This window comes from Aquisalimonas sp. APHAB1-3, assembly GCF_048323695.1.
Lineage (GTDB): Bacteria > Pseudomonadota > Gammaproteobacteria > Nitrococcales > Aquisalimonadaceae > Aquisalimonas.
Genome location: NZ_JBLWFT010000016.1, coordinates 32,157 through 54,801, shown reverse-complemented (window position 1 = coordinate 54,801; position 22,645 = coordinate 32,157). Strand labels below are relative to the sequence as shown.

Annotated in this window: 17 protein-coding genes; 10 read left to right on the top strand and 7 right to left on the bottom strand. The window is 66.1% G+C overall.

The window, feature by feature from the left end; translation table 11 throughout:
- Positions 1-155: 155 nt before the first annotated feature.
- Together ACNSTU_RS16120 and ACNSTU_RS16115 are read right to left on the bottom strand one after the other, a co-directional pair.
- Complete coding sequence (locus tag ACNSTU_RS16120; protein ID WP_418212669.1) at positions 156-1,511, bottom strand: sigma-54-dependent transcriptional regulator; 1,356 nt, start codon at positions 1,509-1,511, stop codon at positions 156-158.
- On the bottom strand, positions 1,508-3,130 hold the full coding sequence (locus ACNSTU_RS16115) for a sensor histidine kinase (RefSeq protein ID WP_418212668.1): 1,623 nt from the start codon (positions 3,128-3,130) through the stop codon (positions 1,508-1,510). The genes ACNSTU_RS16120 and ACNSTU_RS16115 overlap by 4 nt, the downstream gene beginning before the upstream one ends.
- 232 nt (positions 3,131-3,362) lie before the next feature.
- On the opposite strand from ACNSTU_RS16115, the gene sucC reads away from it, so the two are divergent.
- The 4 genes from sucC to ACNSTU_RS16095 all read left to right on the top strand — a co-directional run bounded on the left by sucC (position 3,363) and on the right by ACNSTU_RS16095 (position 7,519).
- On the top strand, positions 3,363-4,538 hold the full coding sequence (gene sucC / locus ACNSTU_RS16110) for an ADP-forming succinate--CoA ligase subunit beta (RefSeq protein WP_418212667.1): 1,176 nt from the start codon (positions 3,363-3,365) through the stop codon (positions 4,536-4,538).
- Between the two features lie 34 nt (positions 4,539-4,572).
- Entirely contained in the window at positions 4,573-5,445 is an 873-nt protein-coding gene (sucD, locus tag ACNSTU_RS16105) for a succinate--CoA ligase subunit alpha (protein WP_290635430.1), read from the top strand.
- A gap of 76 nt (positions 5,446-5,521) precedes the next feature.
- The gene (locus ACNSTU_RS16100; RefSeq protein WP_290635432.1) at positions 5,522-7,156 is read left to right on the top strand and encodes an NAD+ synthase; all 1,635 of its coding nucleotides are present in this window, start codon (positions 5,522-5,524) and stop codon (positions 7,154-7,156) included.
- A 24-nt stretch (positions 7,157-7,180) separates the two neighbouring features.
- On the top strand, positions 7,181-7,519 hold the full coding sequence (locus ACNSTU_RS16095; protein WP_290635434.1) for a P-II family nitrogen regulator: 339 nt from the start codon (positions 7,181-7,183) through the stop codon (positions 7,517-7,519).
- Positions 7,520-7,692: 173 nt separating this feature from the next.
- On the opposite strand, the gene ACNSTU_RS16090 is transcribed toward ACNSTU_RS16095, so the two are convergent.
- Positions 7,693-8,544 (bottom strand): outer membrane protein assembly factor BamD, encoded by an 852-nt coding sequence (locus ACNSTU_RS16090; RefSeq protein ID WP_418212666.1) that lies wholly within the window; start codon positions 8,542-8,544, stop codon positions 7,693-7,695.
- A 197-nt stretch (positions 8,545-8,741) separates the two neighbouring features.
- Here ACNSTU_RS16090 and rluD point away from each other — a divergent pair, with 197 nt between their 5' ends.
- From rluD to clpB, 3 genes are all read left to right on the top strand, one after another.
- On the top strand, positions 8,742-9,707 hold the full coding sequence (gene rluD / locus ACNSTU_RS16085) for a 23S rRNA pseudouridine(1911/1915/1917) synthase RluD (RefSeq protein WP_290635438.1): 966 nt from the start codon (positions 8,742-8,744) through the stop codon (positions 9,705-9,707).
- Positions 9,704-10,441 (top strand): peptidoglycan editing factor PgeF, encoded by a 738-nt coding sequence (gene pgeF / locus ACNSTU_RS16080; protein WP_290635440.1) that lies wholly within the window; start codon positions 9,704-9,706, stop codon positions 10,439-10,441. Before rluD ends, pgeF begins: the two co-directional genes overlap by 4 nt.
- A gap of 100 nt (positions 10,442-10,541) precedes the next feature.
- The gene (gene clpB, locus ACNSTU_RS16075; RefSeq protein WP_290637043.1) at positions 10,542-13,136 is read left to right on the top strand and encodes an ATP-dependent chaperone ClpB; all 2,595 of its coding nucleotides are present in this window, start codon (positions 10,542-10,544) and stop codon (positions 13,134-13,136) included.
- Positions 13,137-13,172: 36 nt separating this feature from the next.
- On the opposite strand, the gene ACNSTU_RS16070 is transcribed toward clpB, so the two are convergent.
- From ACNSTU_RS16070 to ACNSTU_RS16060, 3 genes are all read right to left on the bottom strand, one after another.
- A complete protein-coding gene (locus tag ACNSTU_RS16070) occupies positions 13,173-14,441 on the bottom strand; it encodes a D-amino acid dehydrogenase (protein ID WP_290637044.1) in 1,269 nt (422 codons plus the stop codon).
- A gap of 109 nt (positions 14,442-14,550) precedes the next feature.
- Entirely contained in the window at positions 14,551-16,377 is a 1,827-nt protein-coding gene (locus ACNSTU_RS16065) for a diguanylate cyclase domain-containing protein (RefSeq protein WP_290637045.1), read from the bottom strand.
- 162 nt (positions 16,378-16,539) lie between these two features.
- Complete coding sequence (locus ACNSTU_RS16060; protein WP_290631952.1) at positions 16,540-16,878, bottom strand: tRNA-binding protein; 339 nt, start codon at positions 16,876-16,878, stop codon at positions 16,540-16,542.
- A 374-nt stretch (positions 16,879-17,252) separates the two neighbouring features.
- Here ACNSTU_RS16060 and ACNSTU_RS16055 point away from each other — a divergent pair, with 374 nt between their 5' ends.
- The 3 genes from ACNSTU_RS16055 to ACNSTU_RS16045 are packed head-to-tail and all read left to right on the top strand — an operon-like array spanning position 17,253 to position 20,123.
- The gene (locus tag ACNSTU_RS16055; protein WP_290631954.1) at positions 17,253-17,552 is read left to right on the top strand and encodes a hypothetical protein; all 300 of its coding nucleotides are present in this window, start codon (positions 17,253-17,255) and stop codon (positions 17,550-17,552) included.
- Between the two features lie 16 nt (positions 17,553-17,568).
- Entirely contained in the window at positions 17,569-19,677 is a 2,109-nt protein-coding gene (locus ACNSTU_RS16050; protein ID WP_290631956.1) for a S9 family peptidase, read from the top strand.
- Between the two features lie 11 nt (positions 19,678-19,688).
- Positions 19,689-20,123: a DUF488 domain-containing protein gene (locus tag ACNSTU_RS16045; RefSeq protein WP_290631958.1), complete on the top strand. Its 435-nt coding sequence runs from the start codon at positions 19,689-19,691 to the stop codon at positions 20,121-20,123.
- Positions 20,124-20,318: 195 nt separating this feature from the next.
- Here ACNSTU_RS16045 and katG read toward each other — a convergent pair whose 3' ends face one another.
- The gene (gene katG / locus ACNSTU_RS16040) at positions 20,319-22,496 is read right to left on the bottom strand and encodes a catalase/peroxidase HPI (protein WP_290631960.1); all 2,178 of its coding nucleotides are present in this window, start codon (positions 22,494-22,496) and stop codon (positions 20,319-20,321) included.
- Positions 22,497-22,645 lie beyond the last annotated feature (149 nt).

Genomic DNA, 22,645 nt, shown 5'->3' with positions numbered 1-22,645 from the left:
GCCGGGGGCCTGAATCTACTGCACAGGGTCAATTGCCCTTCGGGTGGACTCCTGCTCGCCCGGCATCAGGGTGTGGTCTCCCTGACCACAAGGATAAAGGTACAAGGGTGGACCTTCAGGTCCACCAAGGGGTGATCTGCGAGCCGTGGCCGTTATTATTCCATGTCCAGCTTCTTCAGCTTGTAACGCAGGGCGCGGAAGCTGATGCCGAGGAGTTGAGCGGCCGCGGTCTTGTTGTAGCCGGTTTTCTCCAGCGCCTTGATCACCACTTCGCGCTCCACGTCGGCCAGGTAGTCGTCCAGGGCGAAATCGTCGTCCGGGGCCGGTACGGCGGCTGCAGTGTCCTGGTGCTGGGTGCCAGTGGTTTCCGGGAGCTGGAGGTCCTCCGGCTCGATGGTGCCGCCTTCGCACAGGGTCAGTGCCCGCTCGAGGATGTTCTCCAGCTCGCGCACGTTGCCCGGAAAGGGATACGCCCGCAGCGCACCCAGCGCGGCGTCGTTGAGTTGTACGGGCGGGTCGTCGCCGTCGCCGGTCAGCCGCCCGAGGACGTGGTTCACCAGCATGGGGATGTCTTCCCGTCGCTGGCGCAGGCTCGGCACGGCGAGCTGGATGACGTTGATGCGGTAGAAGAGGTCCTGCCGGAACAGGCCTTCATCCACGAGCTGGCCGAGATCCTTGTGGGTGGCGGAGAGGATGCGTGCGTTGACGCTGATCTCCTGCTCGCTGCCCACCGGTCGCACGGCCTTCTCCTGGATGGCGCGCAGGAGCTTCACCTGCATGTGCTGGGGCAGTTCGGCGATTTCGTCCAGGAACAGGGTGCCGCCGTCGGCGGCCTGGAACAGCCCCTGCTTGTCGCGGTTGGCGCCGGTGAATGCACCTTTCACGTGGCCGAAGAACTCGCTCTCCATGAGCTCCGACGGGATGGCGCCGCAGTTGATGGGCACGAAGGGCTTTTCGCGCCGGTCACCCTTGTCGTGGATGGTGCGTGCCACCAGTTCCTTGCCGGTGCCGGATTCGCCGCTGATGTAGACGGGCGCCGTGCTGCGCGCCAGCTTGGCGATGGTGCCGCGGATCTTCTGCATGGCCGGCGAGTTGCCGAGGAGTGTGTCCCGGGAGCGGCGGTCGATGCGCGGGCCGTGGCTGAGCCGGGTGGCGCCCCCCACCAGCTGGCGCAGCATGCCGAGGTCCACGGGTTTCGGGACGAAGTCGAAGGCGCCCGCCTTGAGCGCCTGCACCGCCGTGTCCATGTTGCCGTAGGCGGTGATCACTGCCATGGGCAGCTCCGGCTGCTCGGCCACGGCCTCGCGGACCAGGTCAATGCCGTTGCCGTCCGGCAGCTGCATGTCGGTTATGCACAGATCAAACGCGTGCTGACCGAGCAGGTCGCGCGCTTCCTGCAGTGTGCCGGCGATGTGGCAGTCCACCTCCATGCGCTGGAGGGTGACCTGGATCAGTTCGCAGATGTCCGGCTCATCATCAATGATCAGGGCCAGGGGACGTTCCGTGGTCATGTCTGCTCGTGTCCTGTGGCTGTGAAGGTGATGCGGAAGCGGGTACCGGAGTCGCCGGTGTCCAGCAGGGTCAGCCGGGCGTGGTTGGCCTCGCAGAGCTCCCTGCAGAGGTAAAGCCCAAGCCCGGTGCCGTCTCCCGCGGTGGTGAAGAAGGGGTCGAAGAGCTGGTCCCGGCTTGCTGCGGGGATGCCGGGGCCGTTGTCGATGATGTCGAGATAGGGCTGCTCGCGCGGGTCGCGTCCGGCCATGACGGTGACGGTCAGTTCCCGCTCGGGGTGGCGGGCGTGCTTTGCCGCGTTGCGCAGGAGATTCATCAGCACCTGGTGCAGGTGGCCGGGGTCGAACTGAACGGTGGCATCGCGCGGTACCGTGCCGGCACGCAGTCGCAGGGGCTGCAGATCGGGCTGTGCGCGCACGTCGTCGTTCAGCTCGGCCGCCAGCTCCTGGAGGTGGACGGTGTCCAGATCCGGCTGCTGCCGACGGGAGAGCCGCAGCACGTTCTCCACGATGGCGTTCAGGCGTTGGCCGTGGCGCTGGATGATGTCCACCAGCCGGCGGTCCGCGTCGGTGAGCTCCGCCTCGCCCAGGAGCTGCCCGGCGTGGGTCATGGCCGACAGCGGGTTGCGGATTTCGTGGGCGATGCTGGCGGTGAGGCGCCCCAGAGAGGCGAGCTTGGCCTGCTGCACCTGGGCGTGCATCTCCGCCAGATCCTCCAGGAAGATCAGCACACCGCTGCCGGATGCGCCGGAGAGCACCCGGAAGCGGGGCTGCAGCACCGGCGAAAGGAGGTCCGGCTGAAACGACGGCGGCTCCGCGCGCGGATTGTCCTGCCACTGGGTCAGGGCCCGTGCCAGCGGGGCGCAGAGGTCTTCCAGGCGCGGTGCATCTACGTGGGGCGGCTGACCGAGCAGTTTCCAGGCGGTGGCGTTGATCAGGCGAACCCGCCCGGCGCGGTCCAGCACCAGGACGCCGTCCTGGAGGCGCTGCACGATGTGGCCGTTGAGCACTTCCTGGTCGGCCAGGTCCTCGCCGCGCTGCTCCGCCAGGGCGTGTTCCTCGCGGGCACGCTGGGCGAGCCGGTTGCCTGCCAAGGTCACCAGAAACAGGGCAATGCCGAACGCGCCCACTTCGGCGTAGCCGACCGTGCCCGCCTCGGTGTCGAGCTGTGCCAGGAACTCCAGAAACAGCAGCGTGAGCGTGGCGATGGCGGCGAACAGGGCGGCCAGCCGCCGCTCGACGAAGATGCCGCAGCCGGCCACGGCCACCAGCATGAGCACGCCCAGGCCGGGATCCTGTGCCCCGGCGGTATAAATGAGGGCGCTCAGCATGAAGATGTCCACCACGGCCTGGACACACACCTGCAGTGTCAGCGCCCGCTGCCACTGGTAGGCGATGGCCAGCAGCATCAGCGCCAGCACCAGGTAGACGAAGGCGAACTGCAGAAACAGTACCGGCTGCTCGGAGCGCACCAGCAGCGTGTCCTGGCCGGTGAGAAAGACGATGGCGAGCATCAGGGCCACGAGCAGGCGGTAGTAGGCGAACAGCCGCAACGGTCGCCAGGTGTAGCGGTCCCTGCTGTCCGCAGACAGGGCGGGAATGGATTCGCCGAGAATGCTCACCGGGTCTCAAGCCTCCTGCCGGGTCCGGTCGGGACGCGGCTGCTCATGCGGGTGGTGCATGCGCTCACGTCCCCGTGTGGCGGGGGGATGGTACACCGGTCGTCCGCCGCCGCCGCATTATAGACGTTTGCGCGGCCAGGCAATGTGATGAGATTCCGCTCACCCGCTTTGATTTGCGGCCGCCTTTGGTGGAGAATTGCGGTTCCATTTTCTCGGGAGGTCGGGCGTTACCATGAATCTTCACGAGTATCAGTCCAAGGAGCTGTTCTCCGAATACAACATTCCCATCCCCCAGGGCGATGTCGCCAAGACGGCCGACGAAGCCGTGGCCGTTGCCGAAAAGCTGGGTGGCAGCGTCTGGGTCGTGAAGGCCCAGGTCCACGCCGGTGGCCGTGGCAAGGCGGGTGGGGTCAAAGTCTGCAAGAGCAAGGACGAAGTCCGCGAGTACACGCAGTCCATCCTCGGCACCCGCCTGGTGACCCACCAGACGGATGACAAGGGCATGCCCATCAACAGCGTGATGGTCGAGCAGGGCCTGGATATCCAGTCCGAGCTCTACCTTGGCGCCGTGGTGGACCGCGCCACCAAGCGGATCGTGTTCATGGCCTCCGTTGCCGGCGGCATGGATATCGAGGAAGTCGCCGAGAACGAGCCGGAGAAGATCGTCACCGTCGCGGTGAACCCGGTCGCCGGCCTGCAGGCCTTCCAGTGCCGCCAGGTGGCGTTCGCCCTGGGCCTCAAGGGCGATCAGATCAAGCAGCTCGTGAAGATCATGGACGGCCTCTACCGCCTGTTCGTCGCCAGCGATCTGAGCCTGATCGAGATCAACCCGCTGATCGTTACCGGCGACGGCCAGCTGCTGGCGCTGGACGCTAAGCTGAACGTCGACGACAACGCCATCGAGGTGGGCCGCCAGAAGCGCATCGAAGCGATGTACGACGCCTCCCAGGAAGATCCCACCGAGGTGGAAGCGGCGCAGCATAACCTCAACTACATCACCCTGGACGGCAACATCGGCTGCATGGTCAACGGTGCCGGCCTCGCCATGGCAACCATGGACGTGGTCAAGGTGCACGGTGGCGAGCCCGCCAACTTCCTGGACGTGGGCGGCGGCACCAACACCGAGCGCGTGACGGCGGCCTTCAAGCTGATCCTTTCCAGTGATTCCGTGGAAGGCGTGCTGGTGAACATCTTCGGTGGCATCGTCCGCTGCGACATGATCGCCGAGGGCATTATTGCCGCGGTGAAGGAAGTGGGCGTGAACGTCCCCGTGGTGGTGCGCCTGGAAGGCACGAACGTGGAAGAGGGCAAGGCGCTGCTGAAAGACAGCGGCCTCGACCTCATCGCCGCCGACGACCTCTCCGATGCGGCGAAGAAGATGGTCGCCGCCGTCGGCAAGGCCGCCTGAGCCCACGCCACCGAATCACTGCGAGGTTGTTGTAATGAGTATTCTCGTCAACAAGGACACCAAGGTCATCGTCCAGGGCTTCACCGGCAAGCAGGGCACGTTCCACGCGGAGCAGGCCATTGCCTACGGCACCAACATTGTCGGTGGCGTCACCCCCGGCCGCGGCGGTGAAACGCACCTGGACCGGCCGATCTTCAACACCGTGAAAGACGCGGTGCGCGAAACCGGCGCCGATGCCTCCATGATCTACGTGCCGGGCGGGTTCGCCGCCGACGCGATCCTGGAAGCCGCCGAAGGCGGCATCAAGGTCATCGCCTGCATTACCGAGGGCATCCCCGTGCTGGACATGCTCAAGGTGAAGGCGGCGCTGGCCTACTATGATGACGTGCGTCTGATCGGCCCGAACTGCCCGGGCATCATCACGCCCGACGATTGCAAGATCGGCATCATGCCGGGGCATATCCACCAGAAGGGCCGCATCGGCATCGTCTCCCGGTCGGGGACACTCACCTACGAGGCGGTGAAGCAGACCACGGATGCCGGACTCGGTCAGAGCACCTGTGTCGGCATCGGCGGTGACCCGATTCAGGGTATGTCGTTCGTGGACGTGATCGAGCTGTTCAAGGACGATCCGCAGACCGAGGGCATCGTCATGGTCGGCGAGATTGGCGGCACGGCCGAGGAAGAGGCGGCCGAGTACATCCAGGCCAACGTCAACAAGCCGGTGGTGGCGTACATTGCGGGTGTTACGGCGCCTCCGGGCAAGCGCATGGGCCATGCGGGCGCCATCATCAGCGGTGGCAAGGGCACGGCGGACGACAAGTTCGGTGCCCTGGAGAAGGCCGGCGTGACCACTGTGCGGTCGCCGGCCGACATCGGCGAGAGCATGAAGAAGCTGCTCGGCTGATCCGTCTGCTGCCGACCTCCAGCCGCCGCCCCGTGCGCGGGGTGGCGGCCCACTGAACGGCATGGAGCGCACGAGCATGTCCGAGCAGCTGCGTGTCGCAATGGCCCAGCTGGACACCCGCGTCGGCGATGTGTCCGGCAACGTGGAGCAGGTGATCGCCACCGCACTCCGCGCCCGCGACAAGCACCACGCCGATGCGGTGGTCTTTCCCGAGCTGACCCTCACCGGCTATCCGCCGGAGGATCTCCTGTTCCGGCCCGATTTCATCCACAGCATTGGCCAGGCACTGGCGCGAATCCGGGACGAAGTCACCGGCGTGGCGGTGGTGGTCGGGTTTCCCCATCACGAGAAGGGGCGGCTGTACAACTCCGCCGCGGTCCTGCAGGACGGCATGGTGCTGGGCGTCTACCACAAGCACCACCTGCCGAATGGCGGCGTCTTTGACGACAAGCGCTATTTCGAGTCCGGCAGTACGCCGCTGGTGGTGGAGATTGCGGGTCATCGCTGCGGCGTGACCATCTGCGAGGATCTCTGGCATCCGGGCCCGGCCCGCTGGGCAGCAGACGAAGGCGCCCAGGTGCTCTTCAATCTCAATGCCTCCCCCTTCCACGCCGGCAAGTTCGAAGATCGCGAGACGGTGATCCGGGCCCGCCAGGAGGAGGCGGGGCTGCCCGTGGTCTATGTCAACCTGGTGGGCGGTCAGGATGAAGTGGTCTACGACGGCGTTTCCGTGGTCTACAGCGGCGACGGCGCCCTGGTCGCCCGCGCGCCCGCCTTCCGGGAAGCGCTCGTGCCGGTCACCTTCGTTCCGCGGGGTATATCTCTGGTTCCCGAGCCTGCGGAGGTGGATGCCCTGCCGGACGAGGACGAACAGGTCTACCGCGCCCTGGTCCGCGGCCTCGGCGACTACGTCAACAAGAACGGCTTCCCGGGTGTCGTCCTTGGTATGTCCGGCGGTATCGATTCCGCGTTCAGTGCCGCTGTTGCCGTGGATGCACTCGGGCCGGAGCGGGTGCATGCGGTTATGCTCACCTCCCGTTACACCTCGGAGGAGAGCTTGGAAGACGCTCAGGCCTGCGCTCAGATGCTGGGGGTGCGCTACTCGAGCCTGGACATCGACACCGCCTTCCAGGCCTGCATGGACGAGCTTGCGCCGCTGTTCGGCGACCGGCCCATGGATGCGACGGAAGAGAACATGCAGTCCCGTGCCCGGGGGCTGATGCTGATGGCATTGTCCAACAAGTTCGGCTCCATGGTCCTGGCAACGGGCAACAAGAGCGAGTACGCGGTCGGGTATGCCACGCTGTACGGCGACATGTGCGGCGGTTTCGCGCCGCTGAAGGACGTCTACAAGACCCAGGTCTACCGCCTGTCCGACTGGCGCAACGCCCTGGGGCGCGTGATCCCGCAGCGGATCATCGACAAAGCGCCCTCGGCCGAGCTGCGGCCCGACCAGAAGGACGAAGACTCGCTGCCGCCCTATCCGGTGCTGGATGGGGTTCTGCGGCGCTACCTGGACGAGGACGCCGCGCTGGCCACCCTGATCGACGAAGGGTACGACGACGAAGCCGTTCGGCATGTGGTGGCGTTGTTGCACCGGAACGAGTACAAGCGCCGGCAGGCGGCGCCGGGGGTGAAAGTCACGCGCAAGGCGTTCGGGCGGGAGCGCCGCTATCCGATTACCTCCGGTTACCGACCCTGGGCCGGCTAGACGGGAAATGCAGAAGAGGTTGCCATGAAAAAGATCGAAGCCGTGATCAAGCCGTTCAAGCTCGATGATGTGCGCGAGTCATTGTCCGATATCGGTATCACCGGGATGACCGTGACCGAAGTGAAGGGGTTCGGCCGCCAGAAGGGGCACACGGAGCTCTACCGGGGCGCCGAGTACGTGGTGGATTTCCTGCCCAAGATGCGGGTGGAACTGGTGGTGGGTGACGATCAGGTGGATCGCTGCGTCGATGCCATCATCGGTGCCGCCAAGACCGGCAAGATCGGCGACGGCAAGATCTTCGTAACCCCCGTGGACCGCGTGCTGCGCATCCGGACCGGGGAAGAGGACGAAGAAGCGATCTGACCGCGTCTGCAAGCCCGGATTGATGGTGGATCTGAAGATCCACCCTACGCCTCGCAATCCGTAGGGTGGACCTTCACAGGTCCACCATTTCTCGATCGACCGATCCACGCAGCACCCGTAGGGTGGACCTTCAGGTCCACCGATTCCCGAACCGATGGGCAATCCGTCCGGTCCTACGAATCCTGCTCGTTCTCCGCGGCGGCTGCGTCGCCAAGGCCGGGCGAGAAGAGCGTGTCCTGCAGTGCGGGGTGCTCGGGGTAGTTCATCTCCAGCACCCGCACCACGTCGGCCTGCAGGTCGGCGAGTTCCAGTTCGCCGTAGGCTTCGGCCAGCACCACCAGCGCGTCCCGCACCGCGGGCGTGCCCTGGAAGTTCTGAATCACGTTCTGCGCCCGGTTCGCGGCGGCCACGTAGGCGCCACGCTTCATGTAATACCCGGCCACGTACATCTCGTAATGGGCCAGATGCTGGCGCAGGATCACCATGCGCTCTTCGGCATCGTCGGCGTATTCGCTGTCCGGGTAGTTGTCCACCACCTGCAGGAAGTCCGCATAGGCTTCGCGTATGGCGTTGGGGTCGCGGGTGCGGCGGTCGATGTCGAAAGTGCGGGTGAGGAAATCGTTGCCGCGGTCCAGGTTGGCCCGCCCGCGCATGTAGCGCGCGTAGGCGACCTGCTCGTCCTGCGGATTGAGCCGCATGAAGCGGTCCGCCGCGTTGATGGCCGAGCCCATCTCGCGCGCCTGGAAGTAGGCGTAGATCAGGTCGAGCTGCGCCTGCCGGGAGTACGGTCCGAACGGGTAGCGGGCCTGCAGGTTCTCCAGGCGCTCGGCGGCCGTGCGGTAGTCGCCGCGGCTCATGGCGCTGCGGGCCGACTCGTAAAGCTCTTCCGCGGAACGCTCGTCCTGGCGATTGTCCCCGGCGCCACGCTGCATCGGGTCCGACACATCCGGGCTGCCGCCGCGGCCGCCGCAGCCGGCCAGCACGATGGCGAGGGTGATCAGGACTGCTAAGGACACTCGGGACATCACGGGCTTCCGCTTGCGGATCTCAAAGCGCGTATTCTAGGTGACGCATCGGCTGACGCATAGCATGGCGTTCAGCCGTTGCCCCGGGCTGACACTGTGCCCGGCAAGGCGGGTACACTGCGCAAAGCAGCCCGCGACGGACACACGTCGCGGCAACCCAGCAATGGTTTAGTGCCGGAGAGGGCAACAAAGTTCCCATGAGCGAGTTCCTGGAACTGGATGCAAACATCCCCGAGTCGGCGGCCGGCAAGCGTCTGGACCGGGCGCTGGCGGACGTGTTTCCGGACTACTCCCGGAGCCGTCTGCAGCAGTGGCTGAAAGACGGCGCCATCACCGTGGACGGCGCGCGCCGGCGCGGCCGGGATCCGGTGAAAGGCGGGGAAACGGTCGCCGTGCGCGCCGCCCTGGCCCCGAACGCGCCCTCGGTGGAACCCGAGCCGATCGAGCTCGACGTGGTCCACGAAGATGACGACATCCTGGTGCTGAACAAGCCGGCGGGGCTGGTCGTTCACCCTGGCGCCGGCAACCCGGACGGCACGCTGCAGAACGCCCTGCTGCATCGGCACCCGTATCTGGAGCAGATCCCCCGCTGCGGCATCGTGCACCGGATCGACAAGGACACCTCCGGGCTGATGGTGGTTGCCCTGAGCGATCGCGCGCATACCGCGCTGACTGAACAGCTTCAGGACAAGAGCGTGGGCCGCGAATACGAAGCGCTGGTCAGTGGCACGTTTACCGCCGGCGGTACCGTGGAGGCGCCCATTGCCCGTCACCCGCGGGATCGCAAACGCATGGCGGTGGTGGCTAGCGGTCGCCCTGCGGTCACCCATTACCGCATCGCCGAGCGGTTCAGTGCGCACACGTTGTTGCGGGTGTTCCTCGAGACCGGTCGCACGCACCAGATCCGCGTGCACATGGCGTACATCCAGCATCCGCTGGTGGGCGACCCCGTTTACGGCCTGCGTCCGCGCCTGCCGAAGCGAGCCGATGACACCGTGCGGGACGCGCTCGCCGGCCTCGGGCGGCAGGCGTTGCACGCGGCGCGCCTGGTGTTGCAGCATCCGGGGACGGAGGAAACCATGGCCTGGGAAACGCCCCGGCCGGCCGACATGGATGCGGTCATGGACGTTCTGCGGGAGCACGACCGACGAATGGCCCTATGAACCACGCCTGGATTCATCCGCAATGGCCCGCCCCGGCGCACGTCCGGGGGCTGTCCACCACCCGGCAGCACGGCTTCAGCGAACCGCCTTACCAGTGGCTCAATCTCGGGAGCCGCACGGCCGACGACCCGGACGCGGTCAGGCTCAACCGCAATTACCTGCGTGAACACGCCGGGCTGCCCGACGACGTCTTCTGGCTCAACCAGGTGCACGGCACGGCGGTGGTGGCGGCCCATGCCGGTGGTGACGAGCCCGAAGCCGACGCGGTGTGGACCGACCGGCCGGGGCTGCCCTGTGGCGTGCTCACCGCCGACTGCCTGCCCGTGCTGCTGTGTGACCGCCGCGGTACCTGCGTGGCGGCAGCCCATGCGGGGTGGCGCGGCCTTGCCGCCGGTGTGCTGGAGGCCACGGTGGCTGCGCTGCCGGCGCAGCCCGAGGACCTGATCGCATGGCTCGGCCCCGCCATCGGCCCGAGCCGCTTCGAGGTGGGTGACGACGTGCGCCAGGCGTTCCTGCAGGCCGGCCCCGGGGCCAGTGATGCGTTTGCCGCCGGCCGGCGCGGTCACTGGTACGCCGATCTCTACCGTCTGGCGTCCGCACGGCTGCGCGCCCTGGGCGTCCAGTCCGTCCACGGTGGCGGTTTCTGTACCCACACCGACCGGGACCGTTTCTTCTCCTACCGCCGCGACGGCGAGACCGGGCGCATGGGCACGGTGATCTGGCTGGCGCGTTGAGCGCCCGTCAGCCATATTGGCAGGGCACACTTTCCTTTTCCGTCATCCGTCCCCATCTAGGTTCTCAGAGATATCCACAGGAATTCGAGGACCCAACCCCATGCGAATGGATCGATTGACAACCAAGTTTCAAAACGCCCTGGCCGACGCCCAGTCGCTGGCGGTCGGTCGGGATCACCAGTTCATCGAGCCGGTGCACCTGATGGTGGCGCTGCTGGATCAGGAGGGCGGCACGGTCCGTCATCTCCTCAACCAGGCCGGCGTCAACGTCAACTACCTGCGCTCGCAACTGGGCGAGGCCATGGAGCGTCTCGCCTCGGTGGAGGGCAGTGACGGCCAGGTGGGCCTGTCCAACGACATCCAGCGGCTGCTGAACCAGACCGACAAGCTCGCGCAGAAGCGCAAGGACCAGTACATCTCCAGCGAGCTGTTCGTGCTCGCCGCGGTGGAGGACAAGGGCAACCTGGGCGAGCTGCTGCGCAAGGCGGGTGCGACCAGGGAAAAGCTCGAGAACGCCATCGAGGAGGTCCGTGGCGGTGAGGCGGTGAACGACCCCAACGCCGAGGACCAGCGCCAGGCGCTGGAGAAGTACACCATCGATCTCACCGAGCGCGCCGAACAGGGCAAGCTCGACCCGGTGATCGGCCGTGACGACGAGATCCGCCGGACCGTGCAGGTGCTGCAGCGGCGCACCAAGAACAACCCGGTGCTGATCGGCGAGCCCGGCGTGGGCAAGACCGCCATCGTCGAGGGGCTGGCCCAGCGCATCATCAACGGCGAGGTGCCCGAGGGGCTGAAGCACAAGCGGCTGCTGTCCCTGGACATGGGCGCCCTGATCGCGGGCGCGAAATTCCGCGGCGAGTTCGAGGAGCGCCTCAAGGGCGTGCTCAACGATCTGTCCAAGCAGGAGGGGCAGATCATCCTGTTCATCGACGAGATCCACACCATCGTCGGTGCCGGCAAGGCGGAAGGCTCCATGGACGCCGGCAACATGCTGAAGCCGGCGCTGGCTCGGGGCGAGCTGCACTGCATCGGCGCCACCACCCTGGACGAGTACCGCCAGAACATCGAGAAGGACGCCGCCCTGGAGCGGCGGTTCCAGAAGGTGCTGGTGGACGAGCCCTCGGTGGAGGACAGCATCGCCATCCTGCGCGGGCTCAAGGAGCGCTACGAGGTCCACCACAAGGTGGAGATCACCGACCCGGCCATTGTCGCCGCGGCGACCCTGTCGCATCGGTACATCACTGACCGGCAGCTGCCGGACAAGGCCATCGACCTCATCGACGAGGCGGCCAGCCGCATCCGCATGGAGATCGACTCCAAGCCGGAGTCCATGGATCGTCTGGAACGGCGGCTCATCCAGCTCAAGATCGAGCGCGAGGCCCTGAACAAGGAAGAGGACGAGGCGTCGAAGAAGCGGCTGAATACTCTGGAGGAAGAGGTCGAGCGGCTGGAGCAGGAGTACCGCGAGCTGGAGGAGATCTGGAACTCCGAGAAAGCGTCGGTGGAAGGCACAACCACCATCAAGGAGCAGCTCGAGCGGGCTCGTCAGGAGATGGAGACCGCGCGCCGCGCCGGCGATCTCACTCGCATGTCGGAGCTGCAGTACGGCCGTATCCCCGAGCTGGAGCGCAAGCTGGACATGGCCTCCCAGGCCGACATGACCGGCAGCAAGCAACTGCTGCGCAGCGAGGTGGGCGAGGAGGAGATCGCCGAGGTGGTCTCCAAGTGGACCGGTATCCCCGTGTCCAAGATGCTCGAGGGCGAGAAGGCCAAGCTGCTGCGCATGGAGGAGGCGTTGGGCGAGCGGGTCATCGGCCAGCAGGAGGCGGTGAAGGTGGTGGCCGATGCCATCCGCCGTTCGCGCGCCGGGTTGTCCGACCCCAATCGGCCGAACGGCTCGTTCCTGTTCCTCGGCCCTACCGGCGTTGGCAAGACCGAGCTCTGCAAGGCCTTGGCCACCTTCCTGTTCGATACCGAGGAGGCCATGGTCCGCATCGACATGTCGGAGTTCATGGAGAAGCACTCCGTGGCCCGCCTCGTCGGCGCGCCGCCGGGGTACGTGGGCTACGAGGAGGGCGGCTATCTGACGGAAGCCGTGCGCCGCAAGCCCTATTCCGTGATCCTGCTGGACGAGGTGGAGAAGGCCCACGCCGATGTCTTCAACATCCTGCTGCAGGTGCTGGATGACGGCCGGCTCACGGACGGCCACGGCCGCACCGTGGACTTCCGCAACACGGTCATCGTCATGACGTCCAACCTGGGCTCGGAGATCATCCAGTCCATGGCGGGTGAGGAGCACTACACGCAGATGCGCGCCTCGGTCATGGACATCGTCGGCACCCATTTCCGGCCGGAGTTCATCAACCGGGTCGACGACGTGGTGGTGTTCCATCCGCTGGATCAGGCCCAGATCAAGTCCATTGCCGCGATCCAGACCCGCTACCTGTCGGAACGGCTGGCGGAGAAAGACATGGCCATCCGCTTCACCGACGAAGCGCTGGGCAAGCTCTCCGAGGCCGGGTTCGATCCGGTCTACGGCGCGCGTCCGCTGAAGCGGGTGATCCAGTCGCAGGTGGAGAACAGCCTGGCCCACGAGATCCTTGAGGGGAACTTCGGCCCCGGGGATCTGATCGAGGTGGACCACGGCGACGATGGATTCACCTTCGAACGCAAGGCGCACGAAGCCGCGTGAGTTACCGCCGCTCCCGCCCCGGGAGCGGCGGCTCGCCTACCAGCGCTGGAACCGCTGCAACCCCAGTCCGTCGAGCCCGATGGCTGGGGTTTCGCCGTTGACGACATCCGCCACCAGGCGGGAGCAGCCGCAGGCGAAGGTCCAGCCCAGGTGGCCGGGGCCGGTATTGAGGAACAGGTTGGACAGGGGCGACGGGCCCAGCACCGGCGGGCCGTCCACGGTCATGGGGCGCAGCCCCGTCCAGTAATCCGGGGTGTGCTGCTCCGTGTGCTCGCCGAGGCTGGGGAACAGCCCCGACGCCTGGCGCAGCACGGTGGCGGCGCGGCGCGTCTGCAGGCTGGTGTCGTAGCCCGCGAACTCGGCGGTGCCCGCCAGGCGGATGCGATCACCCAGCACGGTGACCACGACCTTCCGCGCGTCGTCGATGAGCGGGATGACTGGCGGGTTCCACCAGCCGGCCAGCGGCAGCGTCACGGAGTAACCCTTGACCGGGTAGATGGGCAGGCGGATGCCGTGCGCTGCGGCAAGACGCTTGCTGTCGTTGCCCGCGGCAATCACGAAGCCATCCGCCTCGATATCGCCGGTGTCCGTCTCCACGCAGGCGATCCGATGGCCTTCGCGACGCAGGCCCCGGACATCGACGCCGTAACGGAATGTCACCCCCTCCGCCTCTGCCAGCGCAGCCAGGCGTTGCGTGAACAGCAGGGCATCTCCGCTTTCGTCGTCCGGGTAGTAGATGCCGCCGGTGAGCTGGTCCTCGGCCTCGCCCAGTGACGGCTCCAGGGCGATCGTCTGGCGCGCGTCCAGCACCGAGTGCCGCACGCCCAGCGGGGCCATCAAGGTGGATGCGTGCTGCGCCTTGTCCATGGCGGCACGCTCGTGGAAGACCTTGAGGATGCCGTTCTGGCCGTCGTCGTAACGGATGCCCGTATCCCGGCGCAACTGACGTAGCTGCTGCAGGCTGTAGACCGCCAGGGCGGCATTGACGCTGGTGTTGCGTTCGAAACGGTGGCGCGTGCTGTTGCGCAGGAACCCGAGCCCCCAGCCCGTGAGCCGGGGGATCTGGCCGGGGCGCAGCAGCAGGGGAGAGTCCTCGCGGCCGATCCAGCGCAGCAGCTGCCAGACAACACCGGGCGCATTCCAGGGTTCCGCGTGGCTGGCGTGCAGCAGTCCGCCGTTGGCGTAGCTGGTCTGCTGGCCTGGCATCGGGTCGCGGTCCACCACCGTGACTGCATGACCGTCCCGAGCGAGGTACCAGGCCGTTGTGACTCCCAGTACCCCGGCGCCGATCACGACGATCCGCATACCACCCCCGATGGCTGTTTGCGAGTGCTGCCGGCACCGCCGGCCCTGTTGCGATGATACAGGGTTCCGGCCGGCTCTTGCAGCGACGGATTGAGGCCGCAGGCGGGTCTCAGGGCCGTGCAGGGGAGTAGATGCACCAGCGGTTCTTGCCGTGCTCCTTGGCCTGGTACATGGCGCGGTCCGCCCGGTGGAGCAGGGGCCGCTCGGAGTCGCCGTGATCCGGGAACAGGCTGATGCCGATGCTCAGGCCGACAGGGAGTTCCGAGGGCATGCGGGCCGCTGCCGCCAGCAGCTTCTCGGCCACCGCCGCGGCGTCGCCGCTGCGTGCGATGCCGGCGATGACCACGAATTCGTCGCCGCCCAGTCGGGCCAGGGTGTCGCCGGGGCGGAGCACGCCGGCCAGCTGCGCGGAAAGACGGCACAGTAACTGGTCGCCTTCGTCGTGCCCGCGCTCGTCGTTAACCTGCTTGAACCCATCCACATCCAGCAGCATGACCGCGACCGGCCGATGGGTGCGCCGTGCCAGTCCGAGCTGGTGCCGTAGCCGGTCACTGAGTAGCCGGCGATTCGGCAGTCCCGTGAGGCCGTCGTGAAAGGCGTGGGACTCCAGCTCCTCCAGGAAGTTGGCGTGGCTCACCGTCAGCGCCGCAAGATCGGCCAGTCGTTTCATTACGTCCAGTTGCTGGCTGTTGGGCTGGCCGGCGTGGCGGTGGCAGACCGTAATCGCCCCAACCGTATTGCCGTCACGGGTGATGAGTGGCTCGCCCCAGATGCTGTGGATGCCGTGGGCCACGGCGAACCAGCGGTAATCCGGCCAGCGGTCCTCCATGCGCACGTCCGGGCAGATGTGCCTTTCGCCGGTGGCGACCACCGTGGCGCAGAGGCTCTCGTCCGGATCGAAACGATGATGGCTCTCGATGCCGTGGCGGAAGTGCTCGGTCATGCTTGGTGCCGCCAGCAGCCGTCCGCCCTCCGGCTTGGGGACTGAGATAATGGCGAGGCTCCCGGGCCACTGGTTCTCGGCGATCTCACAGATGGTAGAGAGGGTGCTGGTTACCGGTTCGCGACGCGCAACCCGCTCCAGGACCAGGGTGCGGGCATCCTGCAGGTTGGTACACGTCGCACCGGTGGTGTACCACCGCAGCAGTATCCGCTGGGAGTGGCCGTCGTGGTGCAGCAGCGTCTTGCGCAGCACCACCTGCTGCTGACGTGCCAGCGGGACCTGCAGCCGCCAGGTTCGGGCGGTGTCTGGGTAATCGCTGCCGCCGTGGGGCTGGAGGAATTCGCCCACTGAGAGGTCGTCCTCGCTGAGCAGCGTGGCAAGGTTGCGCCCGACCAGTTCCTGGCGCTCCTGGCCAAGCAGGCGGCTCAGTGCCCGGTTGGCTGACAGAATCCGCCCCTGGCGGTCGCAGGTGCATAGCGGGTCGTCGAGGCCGTCGAGGGTCTGTTGCAGCAGGCTGGCGTGGGCGATATGGCCTGTCTGCGACTGGGCCTCCCGCCGCCGCTCCAGCAGCAGCTGCAGGTGCGCAGACAGGGCGTCGAGTGCTTCCGGGGGCGGCTCCGGAGGCGCCCCCGCTTGATTCTCGGGAGTGAACAGGCAGAGCAATAGGTCTTCCTTCGGGTCCGGCAAGGGGATGAGCCGAAGGCCGCGGGCCGGTAGCGGGAGGTCCTGTTCCGCCGTTGTGGTGATTGCAGACTCCGGGTAGGGCAGGAACCGGGCGGCTGTGTGGGAGAGTTCAGCGAGATTGTGGGTATCGCCGGCGGCACCAATGAGGCTCGCCCGCCCCTGGGTCCAACGAAGGACGAAGGCTCCGCTCAGCCCTGGATCCAGGCACAGCCACTGTAGAATCGGCGTCAGGCTGGCAATGGGAAATTCATGTCCCACGGTTTTCCCGTGGCCGTAGTACAACTCCGCGTCCGGCGCTCCATTGCGCACGCTGCGTCCCTCCGTCCTTCTGGTGACGGTGCGATGACGACACTTGGGCGCGCGAATACGCAGGCCCTGCCCCCCAAGCGTTTTCTACACTTGAATAAAGCAGAAACTGGAGCGGGTGACCATAGCCTTTCGTCGGGTTGTTGAAGCCGCTGGTGCGGTGACTCACCCCAGTCGAGCGCCGTTGGGAACGGTCCTGTCGGGCACCGCGAGGACAACGCTGCCGTCGTCCTGATACAGCCCCGTTACCAGGCATTCGGAGCGCATCGGGCCGATCTGCTTGGGCGGAAAGTTAACGACAGCAATCACTTGCCGGCCGATGAGGCTGTCTGGTTCGTAGTGGTCGGTGATCTGCGCACTGGAGCGGCGTTGCCCCAGTTCGGGCCCGAAATCCACGGTCAGCCTGTAGGCGGGGCGGCGCGCTTCCGGGAACGGTTCGGCGGCGGTGATTGTTCCCGCGCGCAGCTCCACGGCCTGGAAGTGATCCCAGTCGATGGTCTCCATGGTGTCCTCCTGTGCGGTCCGATGGACTCATGGTGCCACGAAACGGAGGTTCAGTCGGTCTAGTCCGTTGTCCACAGTTCCTGTGGATAACTGTGTGGATAATATCTGTAAGCGGCGCCGAAACCCCTATCGGCAGGGGCTTTATGTCAGATTGGTGAACTTTTCGGCAGTTTTTTCAATATCCTTTTGTGTCAGGTAGTTAAAAGCGTTTGTGTGTAGTGGTTCTCTGCATTTTCCGTTTGTTCTCTCCGGCGTGGAGGGGTTGACAGCCCGTTTTCATTGCTGTGCACAACCGGCGCGCGCTTCACCGCGCCGGGACTTGTTACACTGCGCCTCGAAGGTCACCTCACCCGAACGGACAAAGTGGGTCGTGCATGCAAGACGAACAACGCACCATCGATACCGCAGCCCAGGCCGTGGTCGATCTGGGCAATCAACTGGCTGAGCGGGACCAGGATGCCGACATGGGCGATATCGCCGATGGCCTGCTCTCCGGGGCTGTCCACTACTGGCTGTACACGCGGCAGCCCTGCGAGGACCCGCGCTGCCCGGATTGCGCGCAGCTGCGAACGGCGGAATGGCGCATGCAGTTGCTGCAGCAGCTGGTGGAGGAAATGGCCCGGAGCAGCGACTATTTCGAATCACCGGACGACATGACCCCGGGCAACGCATGAAACGGATGACCTCTCAATGAGTGGAAACGAACGCAGCAAACCGCCGATCGCCGAGCGGCAGTCCAGTGTCAGCGCCCACCACGGCCATGAGCGGGACGATCCCTACGCCTGGCTGCGCGACCCGAACTGGCGCGAGGCCATGCGCGACCCGGCACAGCTGGCCGCGCCGATACGCGCCTATCTGGAAGCGGAGAACGACTACGCGGACGCGGTCATGGCGCCTACTGAGGCCTTCCGTGATGCCCTGTTCCGGGAGTTGCGCGGCCGCATCCGTGAGGACGACAGCTCTGTCCCCATGAAGGACGGCTCGTTCTACTACTACAGCCGTTACCGCGAGGGCGGCCAGCACCCGCTGCTCTGCCGCCGGGAAGGGGTGGAGGACGCACCGGAGGACATCCTGCTGGATGGCGACGGCGAATCCGCGGGGCACGACTACTTCCGCCTGGGCGGCGTCGAGCACAGCCCGGATCACCGCTATCTCGCCTACGCCGTGGACACCTCCGGTGCCGAGAGCTGGACCATCCGTATCCGCGATCTGCAGACCGGCACCGACCTGCCGGACAGTATTCGCGATGCCCGTGGTGACTTCGACTGGGCGGCGGACGGGCGCACCCTGTTCTACACCGTGCTGGATGACGACCACCGGCCCAAATGGGTCTACCGCCACCGCCTCGGTGAAGATCCGGCAGCGGATCACCTCGTTTATGAAGAGCCCGACGACGGCTTCTTCGTGGGCATGGACAAGACCGAGAGCGGCCGGTACCTGGTCATCTCCAGCCACGATCACGTCACCAGCGAGGTCCGCGTCATCCCGGCGGACAACCCCGACGCGGAACCGTGGCTGCTGCTGCCCCGGGAGACCGGCGTCGAGTACGACGTGGCCGATCACGGCGATCACTGGCTGATCCTGACCAACCGGGGTGCCGAGGACTTCCGCATCGTGCGCGCGCCACTCGAGTCGCCGGATCGCGCGGGCTGGGAGGATGTCGTCGCCCACGAGCCGGGGCGACTGATCCAGGGCATGATCGTCTACCGCGACTACCTCGTGCGCGTCGAGATCGCCGATGCGTTGCCGTCCATCGTCGTGCGCCATATGGCCTCCGGGGAGGAGCATGCCGTGCGCTTCGACGAGGACTGCTACGACCTCGGCGTGATCCCCGGTTACGAATTCGACACCGTGACCCTGCGGCTGACCTACAGCTCCTTCTCGACCCCTACGCGGGTGTACGACTACGACATGGCCACCCGCGGGCGCATGCTGCGCAAGGAGCAGGAGGTGCCCAGCGGGCACGACCCGGACGCCTATGTGACCCGGCGGCTGTTCGCCACCGCGCCGGATGGCGAGCAGGTGCCCATCTCCCTGTTCCACCACCGTGACGTCACCCCGGGGCCGGCCACGCCGCTGCTGCTCTACGGCTACGGCTCCTACGGCATGATCGACCTGCCCGGATTCTCGCCCCTGCGCCTGAGCCTGGTGAACCGGGGATTCGTCTACGCCTTGGCCCACGTGCGCGGTGGCAAGGACCGCGGCTATCGCTGGTACCGGGACGGCAAGCTGGAGAGCAAGTCCAATACCTTCGATGACTACATCGCCTGCGCGGAGCGGCTGATTGCCGCGGGCTACACCACGGCAGGCCGGATCACCGCCCATGGCGGCAGTGCCGGCGGCATGCTGGTGGGTGCGGTGCTCAACCGGCGTCCCGAGCTGTTTCACGCGGCAGTGGCGGATGTGCCCTTCGTGGACGTGCTCAACACCATGCTCGACCCGAGTCTGCCCCTGACACCACCGGAGTGGCCGGAGTGGGGCAACCCCATCGAGGATGCGTCTGCGTATCAGGGGATCCTAGCCTATTCGCCCTACGACAACGTGAACGCGCAGTACTACCCCCACATCCTGGTGACCGCCGGGGTGTCGGATCCGCGCGTAACCTACTGGGAGCCGGCCAAGTGGGTGGCCCGTCTGCGGACCCTGAAGCAGGATGACAACCTGCTGCTCCTGCGCACGAACATGAGCGCAGGACACGGCGGTCCGGGTGGCCGGTTCGACTTTCTCGAAGAGGTGGCGTACCGCTACGCCTTCATCCTCATGGTCTACGGTTACCAGGAGGCGCAGGCGGACGGCTGAGCGGAGGTGTCATGGAGATCCGCTGCAAGCGGGTCTACGACCCGCCGGAAGCCGGTGACGGCCGGCGGGTGCTGGTGGATCGCGTCTGGCCCCGGGGTGTGCGCAAGGCGGATGCCGCTGTCGATGCGTGGGAGCGGGATCTGGCGCCGACCTCGGAACTGCGCCGGTGGTTCGGTCATGATCCGAAGCGCTGGGAACGTTTCCATGCGTGCTATCGCGCCGAACTGGCGGCCATGCCAGACGCTCTGGACCGCCTGCTGGCTCAGGCCGGTGAGGGCCCGCTGACCCTCGTTTTCGCCGCCCGGGACCGGGAGCACAACAACGCCGTGGTGCTGCGCGACGTTCTGCGGGAACGACTGGCCGGCCGGCAGGAGGATCCCGGCAGTTCGCCGGTGTGCTACGCGGCCGATTTCCCGGCCTACAACGGTCTGGATGGTCGCGACTGACGTCGCTCCTGCGGGACGATGCCGGATCTGCGCTGGGTGGTCGCGGCTTGCGCCGCTCCTACGAAGCCGTGCCCGGGCCCGCTGTAGGAGCGGCGCAAGCCGCGACCACCCAGGCGCCAACAAAAAACGGGAGGTCGCGCTCGCGACCTCCCGTTCGGTGACAACGCGGATGGCAGTCCATCCGCAGTGGCCGGATTACTCCAGGTCGAAGCGGTCGGCGTTCATCACCTTGGTCCAGGCGGCAACGAAGTCCTTGACGAACTTCTCCTGGTTGTCGTCCTGAGCGTACACCTCCGCGTAGGACCGCAGGATCGAGTTGGAGCCGAACACCAGATCCACCCGGGTGGCGGTCCACCTGGGCTTGTCCGTCTTGCGATCGCGGATCTCGTAGACGTTATTGCCGGTGGGCACCCACGTGTAGGCCATGTCGGTCAGGTTGACAAAGAAATCGTTCGTCAGCTGACCCTCGCGGTCCGTGAACACGCCGTGCCTGGTGCCGCCGTGGTTGGTGCCGAGCACGCGCATGCCGCCAACCAGCACCGTCATCTCCGGCGCCGTCAGTCCCATGAGCTGGGTGCGGTCCAGCATCAACTCCTCGGGTTGGACGGTGTAGTCCTTCTTCACGAAGTTGCGGAAGCCGTCAGACAGCGGCTCCAGCCACTGGAAGGACTCCTCGTCGGTCACCTCGGCCGTGGCATCACCGCGGCCGGGGTGGAAGGGCACAGCGATGTCGTGCCCCGCAGCCCGAGCCGCCTTCTCGATGCCGACATTGCCCGCCAGCACGATCACGTCGGCCACACTGGCGCCGGTCTCGGAGGCGATGCCCTCAAGCACCTTGAGCACGCGGGCCAGCCGCTCCGGCTCGTTGGCGATCCAGTCCTTCTGCGGCGCCAGGCGGATGCGCGCGCCGTTCGCACCGCCCCGGTTGTCCGACTGACGGAAGGTGCGGGCGCTGTCCCAGGCGGTGGCCACCATGTCGCCGATGCTCAGGCCGCTGTCGGCGATCTTCTGCTTCACCACTTCCACGTTGTAGTCGGTGCTGCCCTGAGGGACGGGATCTTGCCAGATCAGATCCTCGGTAGGCGCCTCCGGGCCGATGTAGCGCTGCTTGGGGCCCAGGTCGCGGTGGATGAGCTTGAACCAAGCGCGGGCGAATACCTCATTGAAGTACTCCGGATCGTTGTAGAACTTCTCGGAGATCTTCCGGTATTCCGGGTCCACTTTCATGGCCATGTCCGCATCCGTCATGATCGGATTCAGACGGATGGAGGGATCCTCCACATCAACCGGCTTGTCCTCTTCCTTGATGTCCTTGGGCTCCCACTGCCAGGCCCCCGCCGGGCTCTTGGTGAGCTCCCACTCGTACTCGAGGAGCAGATAGAAGTAGCCGTTATCCCACTGAATCGGATTGGTAGTCCAGGCGCCTTCGATGCCGCTGGTCACCTGATCACGACCGATTCCGCGGGACACCTTGTTGTTCCAGCCCAGGCCCTGCTCGTCAACATCGGCCGTTTCAGGATCGGGGCCGAGATTCTCAGCATTGCCGTTGCCGTGGCACTTGCCGACCGTATGACCACCAGCGGTCAGGGCAACGGTCTCCTCGTCATTCATCGCCATGCGGGCGAAGGTCACGCGCACGTCATGAGCGGTCTTCTGCGGGTCGGGATTACCGTCCACACCTTCCGGGTTGACGTAGATCAGACCCATCATCACCGCCGCGAGCGGGTTCTCCAGAGACTCCGGGTTGCGGTCCTTGTCGTATCGGCTGTCAGGATTGTCGCTGGATGCGAGCCACTCCTTCTCGCTACCCCAGTAGGTATCCTTCTCCGGATGCCAGATGTCTTCGCGGCCGAAGGAGAAGCCGAAGGTCTTGAAGCCCATGGACTCGTAGGCGACGTTGCCGGCCAGCGCGATCAGGTCGGCCCAGCTCAGCTTGTTGCCGTACTTCTTCTTGATCGGCCACAGGAGGCGGCGGGCCTTGTCCAGGTTGGCATTGTCCGGCCAGCTGTTGATGGGTGCGAAGCGCTGATTACCGGTTCCGGCGCCGCCGCGGCCGTCGGCCACCCGATAGCTCCCGGCCGCATGCCAGGTCATGCGGATCATCAGGCCGCCGTAATGGCCCCAGTCGGCGGGCCACCAGTCCTGACTGTCGGTCATCAGCGCCGTCACGTCCTTCTTGACCGCATCGAAGTCCAGCTTGCGGACCTCGTCCCGGTAGTCGAAGTCCGGGTCCATGGGGTTGGTTTTACTGTCGTGCTGGTGGAGGATGTCCAGATTCAGGTTGTTCGGCCACCATTCCATCACGGAGTCCTTGACTTCCGTATTCGCGCCATGCACGACCGGGCATTTGCCTGCAGTCTCGCTCTTTGCCATCTCTACTGCTCTCCGTTCGTTACCGTTTTGATGAACAGATCCCTCTGCGTCCTGACCACAGCATAGTCTGTCGTGGCGGTCAGGCCTGTGTCGGGCGTTGCGGTTGCGCGGCTGGGTCGAGTGGTAGTCGCTGCCCGGGGGAGACGATC